Raw genomic sequence first — 16,159 nt, 5'->3', positions numbered from 1 at the left:
ATCGACACCACCACCGGCATATCGGCGCCACCGATAGCCATGATCAGATGAATCCCCAGGGCCGCCGCAATCAACGTCATGACGATCAGCGCCAGCACCCCCACGGCCATGCTGTCGGTGCCCAGGAACCAGGCCCCCAGCAAAACGCAGGCAACGATGGCCGCCAGATTCATCCAGTGGCGACCCGGCAGCGTCAGTGCCTTGCTGTCGATACGACCATCCAGCTTGCCGCAGGCCACCAGCGATCCGGTAAAGGTGACCGCCCCGATAAACACGCCGACAAAGACCTCGACCAGTTTGATGGTGTGCTCTGCGCCAAAGGTTGCCCGCAGGGGCTCGATATAGCCGGAAAAACCCACCAACACCGCCGCCAGACCCACGAAACTGTGCAACAACGCCACCAGTTGCGGCATCTGGGTCATTTCCACCCGGTTGGCGATAGGAATACCTATGGCGGCACCCAGCAGCACTGCCACCACAATGGCCGTGATACCGGTATCACCCACGGCGGCCAGGGTCGCCCCGACCGCAATCACAATACCGGCGACACCGAACCAGTTACCCCGGCGGGCAGACTCCTGGTGACTCAGGCCACCAAGGCTGAGAATAAAAAGAACGCTGGCCACCACATAGGCCACACTCACAAGTCCCGGACTCATCCACATAATCTTCCCCTTATTTCCGGAACATCTTGAGCATGCGATGGGTCACCCGGAAGCCACCCCCCACGTTGATGCTGGCAATCAGCACCGCCACAAACGCCATGATACTGACCGCCAGACTCTCCGCCTGGGCAAGGTGCAACATCGCGCCAATCACGATAATCCCGCTGATGGCATTGGTGACGCTCATCAGTGGTGTGTGCAGTGAGGCCGTTACGTTCCAGATCACCTGCCAGCCAATAAAGCAGGCCAGTACAAACACCGTAAAGTGGCGCAGGAAACTCTCTGGCGCGTAGGCGCCGACGCCATACAACGCCGCAGCGGTTACCAGCAACAACCCCCCCTTGCCAACCCAGCTCCGTGCCCGGGCCTTTTTCAGGGCAGCCTGTTTGCTGGCCGCCGATGGCTCTTCCGTTCCGGGTGGTGGCGCAGGATTGACAGGTGCTGCGGGCTGAGGTGGTGGCCAGGTCACATCGCCCTCATGGCTGACCGTGAGGCCCCGAATGACATCGTCTTCCATATTCACCAACGGCTGACCGTCTTTTTCGGGCGTCAGATCTGTCAGCAGGTGCATCAGATTGGTGGCGTAGAGATCACTCGCCACCTTGGCCATGCGGCTTGGCAAATCGGTGTATCCGATAATGGTAACGCCGTGGTGTTCCGCCACTTTACCCGGTTCAGTCAGCTCGCAGTTGCCGCCCCGCTCTGATGCCAGATCCACAATCACACTGCCGGGTTTCATGGACCGGACCATGTCTTCGGTGATCAGCTTGGGGGCAGGACGACCCGGAATCAGGGCCGTGGTTATGATGATATCCACTTCTCTGGCCTGTTCGGCAAACAGGGCCATCTCCGCCTTGATGAACTCATCGCTCATCTGCCGGGCATAGCCACCACCGCCGCTGCCGTCCTCATCACTGAAATCCAGCTCCAGAAATTCGGCGCCCATGCTTTCAACCTGTTCGCGCACTTCCAGGCGGGTATCAAACGCCCGCACTACAGCGCCCATACTGTTGGCGGCACCAATGGCCGCAAGACCGGCAACACCAGCACCAATCACCATGATTTTCGCCGGCGGCACCTTCCCCGCAGCCGTCACCTGGCCGGTAAAAAACCGCCCGAAGCGGTTGGCGGCCTCCACCACGGCCCGATAGCCGGCGATATTCGCCATGGCACTCAGGGCATCCATTTTCTGGGCGCGGCTGATTCGTGGCAGGCTGTCGATTGCAAAGGCTGTGATCTGGTTCTCTGCCAGTTTTTCCAGCAGCTCAGGATTCTGCGCAGGCCAGAGATAGCTCACGAGGAACGAACCCTTTTTCATCAGGTCTGCTTCGTGGCTGGCCAGTTTCGGATGCTCCATGGGAGCACGAACTTTCAGGATAAAATCGGATTCAGACCACAGGCTGCGGGTGTCCACTGCGATCGCAGCTCCGGAGGCCCGGTAGGCTTCGTCGTCGTAATGGGCAGACATCCCGGCGCCGGACTCAACCACCACCTCGTAACCCAATTTGATCAGTTTGAGAACGGACGAGGGCGTCGCTGCCACCCGTCGTTCATCTTTGAAAATCTCGCGGGGAATGCCAAGCTTCATAGTCGCTGTATTCCTGGTCATAACATTCAACACTGCCCGGAACGGGCCGTGAACCGGCCGTTCCGGGCACCTTCACCAATCTGTCGGTCAGTAACGGAGACGGGGCGCTAGCTGCCCGGGCGAAGTCTCCACTTCAATGTAGACGGTATCCGGAGGATCACAACCCTTCGATTTACCTGAGGTTACAAACTTTAACGCATTTGAAGTGGAAGCAAACTTCGGTGCGAACTAACGTAGGTGAAGGTTTTTTGATCAACGCCTGCAAGCCAGCGAAACCGGTCATGGAACCGTCAAGCCCTTAACAAAAACAACAAGCCGACAGGTGCTGACAGAGGACTTGCCGGCAAAAACCAAAGGACACCGTGATGCCAGCACCGGTCAATCATCTGGAAGAAAGACTCCAGGACAGCAGCGAGCTACTCACCGATATACTGCCGGCGGCTATAACGCTGGCCATGATGTTACGTCACCGTTCGATGGCAACCTGGTTGCGCACGGAGCTTGATGGCTACACGGACGATGCGGCGCTGCCGGCCTGCCGCCAGAATATTCCGGGGCACATTGTTGCCAAATCGCCGCAGTACGGATGGATTCCGGCACCGGTCAATGACAAGCAGACCCAGGAATACGCCCGGGTATCCGTTACCGAGGGTATCCGGGATATCGAAGCCTTCTGCCTGAGTTGCAAAAAGGGCAGCGGCAAACAGGTGGCACTGGCCCCCGAACCGATGAAAGAACTGCAGAAACACATCAACCTGACCGCGCAACTGGCGATTACAGTCAACCGCGAGACCTATTCAGGGGTGGTCAGGATTACCCGGGGTGCCTTGTACTTCTGGGCGACGTCACTGATCGAACTGGGCATGGGGGGTGAACGTAATTCTTTCAAGGACGCCGACAAGTCACTGGCCGCAACACTGGATACTCCCGAACGCTTTCTTGAAATGGCCGTTGAAAACGCCAGCCAGTTGCCTGTGCCGGGGGTCCGGGAATCCGGTTTCTTTGAGAGAATGTTCAGCCGGGCGGGCTAACCCTTCAGCAGCAGCAAAGCCAGTGCGACGGCGACAATCAGCAACACCAGGCCCCGGGCCAGGGACTCGGTCCTGTGGCCGGGCGCCGGCATGGTCGCGGCAGGCACTGACGAAGCCTCGTACTCGTCAATTATCTGCCTGGCAGTAAAAACATCGTCGTCTTCCACGTGGACATTGGTAAACCCGGCGGCCCCGATATCGCCCATGGCGCCCTGCAGGTAGTGTCCACCGACACTGGCTTCGATTCCCCGGGAGTGAAGCATACCGGCGACAATATGTGCTTCGGTCAGATCACCCGCCCGGTAAACAATCTGCATGGTGGTCAGTCAAGCCGGCGGGCACGGGACAGCCGGCTCTGCCAGTATGGGCTGGAAAGGGACGATTCGGTGACACCCGCCGAGGTGGAGGCATGAACAAAGCGGCCGTTACCCATGTAGATGCCCGCGTGTTGTTCTTTACCACGAATCCGGAAAAAGACCAGATCCCCCTGCCTGACCTGATCCCTGCCAACCGCCTGGCCCGCCGAGCGTAACGCCGAGGTTGTACGCGGTAGCTGAAGCCCGTAGGCCTCACGATAGGCCGTCTGAATAAATCCCGAACAATCAAAGCCGGAGGCCGTAGTGCCGCCGTACCGATAAGGTGCCCCCTCATAACGGGAGAAGACCTGCCATAACGGGTCATTCGACACCGCTGACCGTTCCGGCACCGGGCTGTAGGAACCGGTTTTATGTTCCGGAGGATGTCCTGCGCAGCCCGCCATAAGTGCCACAAAAATCATGGTCAGGGCCATGGGACCGCGCCTGATCCGGGTCAGTTCTTGCACCCGCTGGATAAAAAACCTGACCATAAATGCACCACTCACAATACGGACTCGATTTTATTACTCTATACGGCGCCAGCCGTTTTGTCAGGTTACGTACCAGCTGAGCGTCAAGACCTGATCCCTGTCTCGCACTCCGGGTTACAGTTTCAGATTTTGTGACCGGCCTCCAACGCCGGGCGTTCGCTAGAGCTCTTCAAAACCGGGCTGGCCATATAATCCATGGAATCGAAGACACCTCGCGCAGGAAAATCATCGTGTTCAGACGCAAGCCCAAATCTTGCCCAGCCTCTGTCAATACCGGAACCCGCCTGCGCCAGGTAGAAATTCCTGCTGACGCCGTGCGGATCGGCATGCAGGTCATCAAGCTGGACCGGCCCTGGGACGAAGTGCCCATGCTTTTCCAGCAGTTTGTGGTGGCAGATACCGAACAGCTCGATATTCTCCGAAAATTCTGTCTGGGGGTCACGGTCGAGTTCAGCGAAGATCAGTATCGGTTGCACGTGCGCCATGGCAACCAGCCTTCAGCAATTACCCGGGCCACCCACCAGGAATATAAAACCGTCGCCGAAGAGCTCCCCAACGCCCGCTTGCGTTACAGCGAGGCCCTGTCCTTCATCGACGACCTGCTGGATGACGTTGCCGAGGGCCGTGATATCAGCCTTGAAGACGCGGGGGATGTGGTCCGCCACTGTGTCGTCAGCATCATGGCAAATCCCAACGCCATGTTCTGGCTGACCCGGATACGTCATCAGGATACCTACACTGCTGAACACTGTTTGCGGGTGGGCATTCTCGCCATAACCTTCGGCCGGTTTATGGACATGCCCGAGGCAGACCTGGAAACCCTGGGACTCGGCGGCATACTTCACGACGTCGGCAAAATGCGCATACCACATGCGGTGCTCAACAAACCCGCTGCCCTGAACCGGGACGAGTGGCAGCTTATCCGTTCCCATCCGATGGAAGGTTTCAATCTGCTGGGCTCCCACCACAAGCTGGACCCGGTGGTCCGGGACGCCGCTCTGTCACATCATGAACGCATGGATGGCGGCGGGTATCCCAACGGCCTTGCCGGCTCTGCGATCAACCGGTTTACCCGGATGATATCAATCGTAGACGCCTACGACGCCATCACCAGCGATCGCGCCTACAGGAAAGGACTGACCAACGCCGATGCCCTGCGCATCCTCTACGAGGACAGCGGCAAGCATTACGATGGCGAGCTGGTGGAAGCGTTTATCCGCATGGTGGGGGTCTACCCACCCGGCAGTGTGGTGCAACTCAATTCCGGTGAAATCGCGGTCGTACTGTCAATCCTGCCGGACCGCAAGCTCTACCCTACCGTCGAACTGGTCGCGGATGCAGCGGGCCGGCCCTGCCCACCGCGGGTTCTGCGCCTGTCGAGTCAACCGCTTAACCCTGAGGGCAAGCCCTACAGCATTGCCAGGGCGCTGCCCGATGGCAACCATAACTTTGATCTGGAACAGCATATCGAGAAATACGGAGGCAGCCGCCCCATCCGTCCCGAAGCCATCCGCGCCCGGACACCAACTCACCCCAACTAGTGTCCCGCAAACCCCTGTGTCAGGTCAGTGCACCATTAATGATGGCCCTTAACTCCTGCCGTACCGGGTAGGAAGACGAAGGAATCAGCTGGGTCATGAATATCATCACCAGCTCCTCTTGCGGATCCACAAAGAAATTGGTGCTGGCCAGGCCACCCCAACCGTACTCTCCCACCGAGCCACAGGTGTGGGATTTGGCTACATCGGTTTTCACAGATACCCCGAGCCCGAAGCCATTACCGGCATAGGGTGTCTCACTGAACGGCCCTACCGACAGGCCCGGCAGATCCTGATTGCCCGGCAGATGGTTCAGGGTCATGAACTCCAGGGTCTTGCGCCCGATAATGCGCTTGCCATCAAGCTGTCCGCCCTGACACAAAGCCTGGGCAAACCGGAAATAGTCATCGATGGTCGAGACAAGCCCCGCTCCACCGGCCAGAAAACCGGGAGCGGAACGATAGCGGGAGGTTTCCGGATCATCCATCAGCTTCATGGTATCCCCCGGCTGGTAAAGGTAGCAGGCAGCAAAACGCTCCAGTTTCTCGTCCGGCACGCGGAAACCGGTATCCACCATGTCCAGGGGGCCGAAAATATGCTCATCAAAGTAGTCATCAAGGGACTGACCCGACAACAACTGGACCAGATACCCCAACACATCCGTGGATACAGAGTAATTCCAGGCGGTCCCCGGTGAAAATTCCAGAGGCAACTCGGACAAACGCTCGATCAGCAGATCCAGTGTCATATCGCGACCGCCATCCAGCTTCAGCTCCCGGTATGCCGCATCCACATTGGTCCGGTTCATGAATCCGTAGGTCAGGCCTGACATGTGGGTGAACAGGTCACGGATGGTCATGGTGGTTGTAGCCGGAACTGTCAGGAAATCGGGATAGACACCGCTTTGATACACCCGCAGGTTTTTCCAGGCCGGAATGTATTTGTGGACCGGATCGTCCAGCAGGAACTTGCCCTGCTCATACAGCTGCATCATGGCGATGGCGGTGACCGGCTTGGTCATGGAATAGATGCGGAAAAGCGTATCTCTCTGCATTGGCTTGTTACGCTCCACATCCATCAGTCCCAGCGCTTTGACGCAGGCAATCTCACCGCGTCTGGCAACCAGTGTGAGCGTACCCGGAAGCTTGCCGGTATCGATATAGTTCTTTTGCAGATAGGTATCGAGGTTGTTCAGCTGATCCTGGGACAGGCCAGCAACGACGTTGTTCGAAGACATCTGGAAGCCTTTATCTGATGGGCGGATTGCCAGCGGCGAACTCCGGTGGTCCGGACGTTCGCCTCAGGGAGACGCCTAAGAGTATAGCCCCAGGCTGACCCTGAAAACACCCGGCGCCAACGGCCAGTACCGGCTGGGCTCACTGGTTCCGGGCCGCAACCAACTCTGGCTGATCAGATTCCTTCTGATGTGTTATGGCTGAAGCACCACAGGGAACGTCAGCGTTGAAGGCATCTTTCTGACTCATCCAAAAGGACGAACCATGACCAATCACGTTGAAATCGACCCTGAGCGATCGCTGGGGCACTCGGACAGGAAACCGGGAGCCGAAGCTCAAGAATCCTGACAGGTACCCAAAGCTTCAGGGCCGACCCATCGTGAGATCAACGAAAGGCCTCCACCAGCCCGACCACGCTGACCAGCAGCAATACGCTTCCCAGGACCTGGAAGAAGATGGGGGTTTCGGCTTTGAGCATGCGCTCATGAACCTTCAGCCCGATCACATGGCCCACCGCTGCGCAGGGCAACAACCACACGTGATGAATCAGCTGCAGGTCAACACCCACCCACACAAATGCTGCCAGCTTGATCAGTACAAGAATGAACCACAGCGCAAACAGGGTGTCCCGCAGCTTTTCTTTCGGTAATTGCTGCGCAGCCACGGCAATGACCAGGGGCGCGCCGATCAGGGAGGTACCACTGATATAGCCGCCCAGCATCAGGAAGACCGTGTCCACCGTTTTGCTGTTGCTGCGAAAGGGCCGGTTCAGAATGTAAGACACCGAGTACAACGCGACAATCACGAAAATAATCCCGCTGAGAATCTGCGGAGGCAGGGTGAACAGCCCCAGTACGCCAATCATCTTGGGCACGATCATAATGGCCATCAGCCGGCCCAGGTAGCGCCAGTCCACAGTACCCTCAGCCGGGCTGCCTGCCGGCGCCCGCTTGCCGGTCCTGCGGTTGTTCATCCAGATGGTCAGCGCCGAAAATACCAACAGATGAATGGCAATGATGGGCAGGAAGACCAGGGGCTGGTTCAGCACCAGCAGCAGGAAAGGCAGTGACAGCACGGCACCACCGAATCCCAGACCGGAGCGAACAAAGCCGCTCCAGATAAAGATCAGGCCAATCAGGACATATTGATACAACTGCAGATCAGACATGAGTCAGGGGCATCATCCGGAACATGAGGTGGCTGATGATACCGGCTTGAACGTAAGATGGAAGGATCGCCGGTTACCGCAGGCAAGAGGACAATCCGGCAATGGGTCTTTATAGTGTTCCGAGACGTACTACCGGGTTGTCACGTCATCGGACAGTCCTTCGATGACGCTTGCATCAACTCGTGTTACGACATCCATCGTTGTTTCACCCTCAATAAGGAGACGTGAATGAAAGTCGTCAATCTGCGCAGCCCCGGTGGGCTCGACAAGCTTGAATTCAACACCGCCGCCGACCCCGGGGCGCCCGGGCCCGGGGAACTGCGGGTGCGCATCCATGCCAACTCGCTGAATTTTCACGATTATGGCGTGGTTTCAGGACGTATTCCTGCGGCTGACGGCCGCATCCCCATGGCGGACGGCGCGGGCGTGGTGGAAGCAGTTGGCGACAACGTCTCCGGGTTTGCGGCAGGAGACCAAGTGGTCTCCACCTTCTTTCCTGACTGGCTGGAAGGCCCGGCACGCATCGACAACTTCTCCACCACACCGGGTGATGGCGTCGACGGCTACGCCAGTGAGTATGTGGTGCGTCCGACCAACTGGTTTACCCGGGCTCCGCAAGGCTACAGTCATGCCGAAGCCGCTACCCTGACCACCGCCGGACTGACGGCCTGGCGCTCGCTGATCGTGGACGGTGGCCTGAAAGCCGGCGACACCGTGCTTACGCTGGGTACCGGGGGCGTTTCCATTTTTGCACTGCAGTTCGCCCGCATGATGGGGGCCACAGTAATCGCCACCTCCTCTTCCGACGCAAAGCTGGAGCGTCTGAAAGAGCTGGGCGCCGCCCACACCATCAACTACACCCGGGATCAGCAGTGGGGCCAGACCGTGAAGGACCTCACCGATGGCCGTGGTGTCGACCATGTAATCGAAGTTGGCGGCCCCGGCACCCTGCCCCAGTCCATCGAAGCGGTGCGTATCGGTGGCCACATTTCACTGATCGGGGTTCTGACCGGGCGCGCCGGAGAGATTCCCACCGCCCGGCTGATGGCCAAACAGGCGCGGCTGCAGGGCCTGATTGTGGGCAGTCGCCGCCAGCAGCAGGAAATGGTGGCTGCCATTAATGCCAACGGTATGCGTCCGGTCCTGGACCGCTCGTTTGCGCTGGATGATATGGCCGCCGCCTTCAACCATGAAATTTCCGGCAAGCACTTCGGCAAGATCTGCCTGGAGTTCTGAGGAGTTACTGATGCACAACCTGACCATTGATATTGTTTCGGACATAGCCTGCCCCTGGTGTGCCATTGGCTACGCCAGGCTGGAAAAAGCCATGGCAGAACTCAAGGGCGAAATGGACTTCGATATTCGCTGGCATGCCTTCGAGCTCAATCCCGGCAGTTCCGGCCATGGTCTGCCGATTCTGGAGGCCCTGAGCCGCAAGTACGGCCGCAGTCCGGAAGAAATGGAGGCCGCCCAGAGCAATATGATGGCCATTGCCAAAGACCTGGGGCTCAACTTCACCAGAATGCAGGAACGGCTCACCAGCAACACCTTTGATGGCCATCGCCTGATCAAGTGGGCCGATGAGCAGGGCAAGGCGACCGAGATGAAAATGGCCTGCTTTGACGCCTATTTCGGCCATGCCGAGCAAATTTCAGATCCCGACATACTGGTGCGCTGCGCCGAGAGCGTTGGCCTGGACGGGGAAGAGGCCCGGGCAGTGCTGGCGTCAGACCGCTACGCCCAGGTAGTGCGGGATGACGAGGCCACCTACCAGCAGGCGGGGGTCAGCGCCGTACCGGCGTTCGTTGTCAACGGCAAGTACATGATTTCCGGCGCTCAGGAACCGGATACGCTGGTGCGTTCGTTCCAGCAGATCGTACGCAAGAGCTGACTTCGCCCGGCATCAGCTCAATCGCTCAACCTTCGCCATCAGGTGGCGCCAGCCGATGGGCAACTGCGCTTCAAGGGAATCCAGTAACGGATCCCTGGGGTGCAGGGATTCGAACGGCTGGCGGCTGGCAAACAGAACCGTATTGTTGCTGCGACTGGTGAACTTCAGCAATACCGAAAACTGACCCCGCAGCTGACGAAACAGGGTGCCGTCCGGATCCGGCGGGCGATGATAGTTGATGGCGAGCCAGCCCGCGGGTGACAGGGCCCGGGTACACTGTTTGAGAAACCGACGCTGAGCCTGGGCCGGACTCATCCGGTCGGCACCGTACATATCCGCCAGAATCAGATCGGTACCGCCCTCCTCCATCTGCTCCAGAGCGTTACGGGCGTCCGCGATGGTCACCCTGACACGAGTGGATTGCGGCAAACTGAAAAACTCCCGGGCCACCTCCAGCACCTCACGTCGCAGTTCGACGGCATGTAGCTGACATTCCGGCAACAGGTGGTGCAAACCGCTGACCATCACCCCACCCCCCAGCCCCAGCACCGTCACATGAGCCGGCTTTGCAAACGCCACCGGCAGCATCATGGCCCGGTTGTATTCGTGTACCGGCAACCAGGGTCGTTTCAGATCGATTTTGCTTTGTTCAAACAGGGAGTCGAATCTCAGCACCCGGTGCTTGCGGTAATCCACGATCTGGATGGCGCCCATGGAGTCAAAGGCTTCATGGATCACCGTTCCCTGGGAAGACAGACGAATCAAGAGCAGCACCTCAGGGCCGGAAAGCAAAACCCCGGTCGGGTCCATGCAGGGACTGCAGGCAGCGTTGTAAAAACAGTCATGGCAATTACCCGTACCGGCGGAACATCAGGTGGCGCAACTATGCCCGATTACCCGGAAGGTTTCGAGTGCCGGGATTCGCCGCAGACAGCGCTCAGGCGGGTGAAGAGCAACCCGGAACGGAAGGTATGAAACCAGTTGCACATTTAATCCGGCACTGATAATTTTATGCAACTGATTGCGCATTCAAGCGTATAAGCAACAGACCAACCAGCGGCCGGGGCCGGCCTCGTCCCTCCTGCAGCTGATAAAGACGTGATATTTCCGGAGTCCACTATGTCATTACCCGAAGTGCTCAAGGGCCGGCTTTCGCTGCCGGCGGTGTGTTCCCCGCTGTTTATTATTTCCTACCCGGATCTGGTCATTGCCCAGTGCAAGGCCGGCGTGGTGGGATCTTTCCCGGCCCTGAATGCCCGTCCGGCCCATGTGCTGGAAGAGTGGCTCGAGCGCATCACCACGGAGCTGGCGGAATACAACGCACAGAACCCCGACAAGCCGGCGGCACCCTTTGCGGTCAACCAGATCGTGCACAAATCCAATGACCGTCTGGATCACGACCTCGAGATGTGCGCCAAATACAAGGTGCCCATCATCATCACCTCTCTGGGTGCACGTGAGGATCTGAACCAGCGGGTCCACGAATGGGGTGGCATCGTTCTGCACGACATCATCAATAACCGGTTTGCCCACAAAGCCATTGAAAAAGGCGCCGATGGCCTGATCGCGGTCGCTGCTGGCGCAGGCGGCCATGCCGGCACCCAGTCGCCGTTTGCGCTGGTTCAGGAAATCCGGGAATGGTTCGACGGTCCGGTATTGCTGTCTGGCTCCATCGCCACCGGTGATTCCGTGCTGGCTGCCCAGGCCGCAGGCGCCGATCTGGCCTATATCGGTTCGGCGTTTATTGCCACCAAGGAAGCCAATGCCGATGAGGCCTACAAGCAGATGATCGTCGACAGCAGTGCGGAGGACATCATTTACTCCAACCTGTTTACCGGCGTACACGGCAATTACCTGAAACAGAGTATCGTCAATGCCGGCCTTGACCCGGTTGCCCTGCCGGAATCCGATCCGTCCAAGATGAATTTTGGTTCCGGTGACAGCAGCAAGAGCAAAGCCTGGCGCGATATCTGGGGTGCCGGCCAGGGCGTGGGCGCGGTCAAGGAAGTGGGCGATGTGAACAGTCTTGTGAACCGGCTGAAGAAGGAATACGCCAACGCCCGTAAACGCCTGGGCCTGGCGGAAGTCGAAAAAGTAACCGAACCCGCCTGATCACGGCGACGCAGCGAGCGCGTCAGGGGGCGGGAACGATGCCTCCTGAAGCGCCTGTTGCCTGCTTTCCGTCATAACAGCGGCAGTGTTTCCTTCGCCCACCGCAACCAGTCTTCCTCTGACGAAATACCCTTCAGCAATACCCGGTGCTGCAGACGCTGCCCCCGACTCATGGGGTTTGCGGAAAAATCCCGCTGTTCGATGGCGCGATAGTTAGCCAGACGGGTCTCATGCCAGTGGATAAGCCGCAAGAGCTCATCACGCACGCCCAAAGGTCCCAGTACCGCCTCAGCACGAAGCTTCACCATCAAGGCTTCATTACTTTCGCCGGAACTTCCGGGCACCGATACCCACCGCTCAAGCTCCTGCTGGCCCGCCGGCAAGACGTGGTACATCTTGCTCTGGCGCCCCCCCTCTTCTCCTTTTTCCTCAACTTCGACCCAGCCGGATGTGGCCATACGGCGCAGCTCCCGGTAGATCTGTTGATGGGTCGCCTGCCAGAAATGACCGATGGAACGATCAAACCGGCGAGCCAGCTGATAACCGGTGGACGGTTTTTCGAGAAGGGAGGTCAACAGAGCGTGTTGTATGGACATGCAGGGATTCTATCGATATTGGCGCCAATGGCCAATGCAGTCCGGGGAGTTCTGCTACTATCATCACCCTGTTAACAGTCTCGGTACCCGAAAACCCCGCTGCCATGAAACTTTCCCGGATTCTCAGCAACCAGAATAATGTCAGCCGCCAGCACGCCAACGCCGTGATTGCCGCAGGCCGGGTTCTGGTGGATAACCAGATCTGCCGGGATGCTGGCCTGGAAATCAGCCGCTTCCAGTCAGTCGTGGTGGACCAGCAGGTACTGCAGGCGGGGGTAAAAGCACACTACCTGATGCTGAATAAACCTGCCGGCTACCTCAGCGCCACCAAAGATGATGAACACCCGACGGTCCTGGAGCTGGTTGCTCCGGACCTGCACCCGGAGCTGCACATCGCCGGCCGCCTTGACCGGGCCAGTACCGGTCTGCTGATTCTGACCAATGACGGCGCCTGGTCGCGGCGACTCACGGACCCGGTTGTGCGGATACCGAAAGTGTACCGGGTAACCACGGCTCATCCGATCAGTGACACCACAGCCGTCCGCTTTGCCGAGGGCATCTGGTTCAACTATGAACAGCTCACCACATCACCGGCGGAACTGGACATACTTGCGCCCACCGAAGCCAGAATTACGATCTACGAAGGTCGTTACCATCAGGTCAAACGAATGTTCCACGCGGTGGGTAATCAGGTTCTGTCGTTGCACCGTGAAGCCATAGGAAACATACAGCTGGATAACACTCTTGACCTGGCTACATACCGCAAACTCACCGCTTGTGAGATTACGTCCATCCTGGCGTAGGATTGAATACATTCTGAATTTTTGTTCACACACATGAGTTTCCAACCTCGGGCTCAATCACGCTACTGATACCTTTCTGCCTGCCAGCAATGTAACTCCGTCACAAACCAGTGCCATTTCGTGAAAGTCGTCCCCGAATCACATCGATAAGGTTCGCAGCGGGTGCAGGACACCCAGCCAACGAATCAACCAAGAGCGATGTCTCGGGGAATAACAAAATGTTCAATATAATTGCAAAAAAATCGGCATTATCACTTCTTGTCGCAGGCAGTTTCCTGTTTTCCGCCAACGCGTTTGCAGCGGACCCTGGCACCGGTGGCGGAAATGGCGGCGGTAACACCTGCCAGGAAGACTGTGGCTTTGAGCGGGGCCCTGACCCATCGGTTTCCATGCTGGAAGCCCGCAACGGCCCGTTCTCTGTCCGCACCAGCCGGGTGTCCGGACTGGTCAGTGGTTTTGGCGGTGGCACCATTCACTACCCTACCGGCCAGAGCGGCACCATGGGCGCCATTGTGGTTATCCCGGGATTTGTCTCGGCGGAGTCCTCCATTGACTGGTGGGGCAGCCAGCTGGCGTCCCACGGCTTTGTGGTTATGACCATCGACACCAACACAGGTTTCGACCAGCCACCCAGTCGTGCCCGTCAGATCAATGCTGCACTGGATTATCTGGTGGATCAGAATCGCGCGTCCGGCAGCCCGGTTAACGGCATGATCGACACCAGCCGCCTGGGCGTTATCGGCTGGTCCATGGGTGGAGGTGGCACTCTGCGGGTTGCCACGGAAGGTCGTATCAAGGCCGCAATTCCGCTGGCACCCTGGGATACCTCCAGTCGCCAGTTCCGCAGTGTTCAGGCACCGACCCTGATCTTTGCCTGCGGCTCAGATCTCATTGCGCCAGTTCGCAGTCACGCCTCACCGTTCTATAACGCGCTGCCCAACGGGCTCGATAAAGCCTACTTCGAAATCAGCCGTGGCAGCCATTATTGCGCCAATGGCGGCAACACCAACAACAGCCGGCTGAGCCGTCTTGGTGTGTCCTGGATGAAGCTGCATCTGGACCAGGATCAGCGCTACAACCAGTTCATCTGTGGCCCACGTCACGAGTCTGACCGCTCTATCTCCGAGTACCGTGGTAACTGCTGATCGCCGCCTGCAGCCGGATCATCCATGTGGTCCGGCTTTTTGTTGTCTGAGAGATGCAATCCCTGCGGTCAGAACCACGGGGCTCTTCGCCAGTAAATTCTTCCTTTCTTTCCGACCCGAGTTACCAAACTTGGTCCACGCAACATCATCGCCGCCCTGATTCTGTGCATTTCGTGACCTGCTCCGGATACCGATGCCAGATCGTGAAAGCCCGGATACTCCCCCCGAGGCTATGTTAGGCGCGTCTGCCCGGTATTTGCGGTTGCCCGGCTGCATACAAACAACAACATGAGCAATGTCTCAGGGAAAATAAAAAATGATCACGAACGTCACTAAAAAATCCTTACTCTCGTTACTTGCAGCTGGCGGCATGCTGCTGTCTGCTTCGGCATTTGCTATCACTCCTCCACCAGATGACGACGGCAATAACGGTGGCGGCGATACCTGCCAGCAGGATTGCGGCTTTGAACGCGGCCCCAACCCGACCGTCGCCTCCCTCGAGTCCCGCAGCGGGCCCTTCAGTGTCCGCACCAGCAGCGTGTCTTCCCGGGTCAGTGGTTTCGGGGGCGGCACCATCCACTACCCGACCGGTCAGACCGGCACCATGGGGGCCATCGTTGTCATACCGGGGTTTGTCTCGGCGGAGTCCTCCATCGCCTGGTGGGGAACGCAACTGGCCTCCCACGGCTTCGTAGTCATGACCATCGACACCAACAGCGGTACGGACCAGCCACCCAGCCGCGCCCGTCAGATCAACGCAGCACTGGATTACCTGGTCAGCCAGAATACCGCCTCAGGCAGCCCCGTTCGCGGCATGATCGATCCATCCCGGCTTGGTGTGGCTGGCTGGTCCATGGGTGGCGGCGGAACACTCCGTGTAGCGACTGAAGGCCGCATCAAGGCTGCCATGCCGCTGGCACCCTGGGATACCGGCAGCACCCAGTTCCGCAGTGTCAAAGCCCAGACCCTGATCTTTGCCTGTGAATCTGATGCCATTGCTCCCGTTAACAGCCACGCATCACCCTTCTACAACGCACTGCCAAACAACATCAATAAGGCCTTTGTCGAGATCAGTCGTGGCAGCCACTACTGTGCCAATGGTGGCAATTCCAACAACAGCCTGCTGAGCCGTCTTGGTGTGTCCTGGATGAAGCTGCATCTGGACCAGGATCAGCGCTACAACCAGTTCATCTGCGGCCCCCGTCACGAGTCTGACCGCTCCATTTCGGAGTACCGTGGAAACTGCTCCAACTGAGTGAATGGCAGCACCAGGGTTAAACCTCATACCGGGTTGCCCCGCTGAAACACAGCCGATGAAAAAGCCGGACCCTGCATTGATGGGGTCCGGCTTTTTTACGTCTGCGATGGGACAAGAGCCCGGATGCATTAATCTAACTAACTAAAAACATTAAACTTAAGATACAAAAGGCCAAATCGGCCAGGTTTCTGTGACCCGTTTACCAGTCCCGAAAATGCCTGCCCGGCGCCTATCAACCGCTGCAAGTTGGGCAACAATCACCTCTTTATACTGCCCTCTGTC

At 58.3% G+C, this 16,159-nt stretch carries 16 protein-coding genes; 8 read left to right on the top strand and 8 right to left on the bottom strand.

Annotated features, from left to right (window positions below):
* A partial coding sequence (locus tag AAC035_RS08395) for an NAD(P)(+) transhydrogenase (Re/Si-specific) subunit beta (RefSeq protein ID WP_339802464.1) occupies positions 1 to 659 on the bottom strand: 659 nt, incomplete at its 3' end.
* Between the two features lie 16 nt (positions 660 to 675).
* Positions 676 to 2,253 (bottom strand): Re/Si-specific NAD(P)(+) transhydrogenase subunit alpha, encoded by a 1,578-nt coding sequence (locus tag AAC035_RS08390; RefSeq protein ID WP_339802461.1) that lies wholly within the window; start codon positions 2,251 to 2,253, stop codon positions 676 to 678.
* A 365-nt stretch (positions 2,254 to 2,618) separates the two neighbouring features.
* On the opposite strand from AAC035_RS08390, the gene AAC035_RS08385 reads away from it, so the two are divergent.
* Complete coding sequence (locus AAC035_RS08385) at positions 2,619 to 3,284, top strand: hypothetical protein (RefSeq protein ID WP_339802459.1); 666 nt, start codon at positions 2,619 to 2,621, stop codon at positions 3,282 to 3,284.
* Here AAC035_RS08385 and AAC035_RS08380 read toward each other — a convergent pair.
* Positions 3,281 to 3,601 carry a DUF2007 domain-containing protein gene (locus tag AAC035_RS08380; protein ID WP_339802456.1) on the bottom strand — a complete coding sequence of 107 codons (321 nt, stop codon included), beginning with the start codon at positions 3,599 to 3,601 and terminating at the stop codon, positions 3,281 to 3,283. The two genes, AAC035_RS08385 and AAC035_RS08380, sit on opposite strands and share 4 nt — an antisense overlap.
* Positions 3,602 to 3,606: 5 nt before the next feature.
* Positions 3,607 to 4,074, bottom strand: a complete 468-nt coding sequence (locus AAC035_RS08375; protein WP_339802454.1) for an NlpC/P60 family protein — start codon at positions 4,072 to 4,074, stop codon at positions 3,607 to 3,609.
* Positions 4,075 to 4,361: 287 nt separating this feature from the next.
* On the opposite strand from AAC035_RS08375, the gene AAC035_RS08370 reads away from it, so the two are divergent.
* Positions 4,362 to 5,672: an HD-GYP domain-containing protein gene (locus AAC035_RS08370; protein WP_339802451.1), complete on the top strand. Its 1,311-nt coding sequence runs from the start codon at positions 4,362 to 4,364 to the stop codon at positions 5,670 to 5,672.
* 19 nt (positions 5,673 to 5,691) lie between these two features.
* Here AAC035_RS08370 and AAC035_RS08365 read toward each other — a convergent pair whose 3' ends face one another.
* Both AAC035_RS08365 and AAC035_RS08360 read right to left on the bottom strand, forming a co-directional pair.
* On the bottom strand, positions 5,692 to 6,906 hold the full coding sequence (locus AAC035_RS08365; protein ID WP_339802448.1) for a serine hydrolase domain-containing protein: 1,215 nt from the start codon (positions 6,904 to 6,906) through the stop codon (positions 5,692 to 5,694).
* Between the two features lie 383 nt (positions 6,907 to 7,289).
* Positions 7,290 to 8,072 carry a TSUP family transporter gene (locus AAC035_RS08360; protein WP_339802445.1) on the bottom strand — a complete coding sequence of 261 codons (783 nt, stop codon included), beginning with the start codon at positions 8,070 to 8,072 and terminating at the stop codon, positions 7,290 to 7,292.
* A 228-nt stretch (positions 8,073 to 8,300) separates the two neighbouring features.
* Here AAC035_RS08360 and AAC035_RS08355 point away from each other — a divergent pair, with 228 nt between their 5' ends.
* The gene (locus tag AAC035_RS08355; RefSeq protein WP_339802442.1) at positions 8,301 to 9,308 is read left to right on the top strand and encodes an NAD(P)-dependent alcohol dehydrogenase; all 1,008 of its coding nucleotides are present in this window, start codon (positions 8,301 to 8,303) and stop codon (positions 9,306 to 9,308) included.
* A gap of 10 nt (positions 9,309 to 9,318) precedes the next feature.
* Positions 9,319 to 9,963, top strand: coding sequence for a DsbA family oxidoreductase (locus AAC035_RS08350; protein WP_339802440.1), 645 nt, complete (start codon positions 9,319 to 9,321; stop codon positions 9,961 to 9,963).
* 12 nt (positions 9,964 to 9,975) lie between these two features.
* Here the strand turns inward: AAC035_RS08350 and AAC035_RS08345 are convergent, their stop codons facing one another.
* Positions 9,976 to 10,737, bottom strand: coding sequence for a methyltransferase domain-containing protein (locus AAC035_RS08345; protein WP_339802467.1), 762 nt, complete (start codon positions 10,735 to 10,737; stop codon positions 9,976 to 9,978).
* A 345-nt stretch (positions 10,738 to 11,082) separates the two neighbouring features.
* Between AAC035_RS08345 and AAC035_RS08340 the strand changes: the two genes are divergently transcribed.
* A complete protein-coding gene (locus AAC035_RS08340) occupies positions 11,083 to 12,075 on the top strand; it encodes a nitronate monooxygenase family protein (RefSeq protein WP_339802437.1) in 993 nt (330 codons plus the stop codon).
* 71 nt (positions 12,076 to 12,146) lie between these two features.
* Here the strand turns inward: AAC035_RS08340 and AAC035_RS08335 are convergent, their stop codons facing one another.
* Complete coding sequence (locus tag AAC035_RS08335; protein ID WP_339802435.1) at positions 12,147 to 12,671, bottom strand: PadR family transcriptional regulator; 525 nt, start codon at positions 12,669 to 12,671, stop codon at positions 12,147 to 12,149.
* 104 nt (positions 12,672 to 12,775) lie between these two features.
* On the opposite strand from AAC035_RS08335, the gene AAC035_RS08330 reads away from it, so the two are divergent.
* The 3 genes from AAC035_RS08330 (at position 12,776) to AAC035_RS08320 (ending at position 15,874) form a co-directional block, all read left to right on the top strand.
* Positions 12,776 to 13,474 carry a pseudouridine synthase gene (locus tag AAC035_RS08330; protein ID WP_339802432.1) on the top strand — a complete coding sequence of 233 codons (699 nt, stop codon included), beginning with the start codon at positions 12,776 to 12,778 and terminating at the stop codon, positions 13,472 to 13,474.
* A gap of 218 nt (positions 13,475 to 13,692) precedes the next feature.
* Positions 13,693 to 14,619 (top strand): dienelactone hydrolase family protein, encoded by a 927-nt coding sequence (locus tag AAC035_RS08325; protein WP_339802429.1) that lies wholly within the window; start codon positions 13,693 to 13,695, stop codon positions 14,617 to 14,619.
* A 316-nt stretch (positions 14,620 to 14,935) separates the two neighbouring features.
* Positions 14,936 to 15,874: a dienelactone hydrolase family protein gene (locus AAC035_RS08320; protein ID WP_339802426.1), complete on the top strand. Its 939-nt coding sequence runs from the start codon at positions 14,936 to 14,938 to the stop codon at positions 15,872 to 15,874.
* The last annotated feature ends 285 nt before the right edge of the window (positions 15,875 to 16,159 follow it).

It is taken from the genome of uncultured Marinobacter sp., assembly GCF_963974375.1.
Classification (GTDB): Bacteria; Pseudomonadota; Gammaproteobacteria; order Pseudomonadales; family Oleiphilaceae; genus Marinobacter.
The sequence above is the reverse complement of the archived record's forward strand: the minus strand, read 5'-3'. Positions and strand labels throughout refer to the sequence as shown.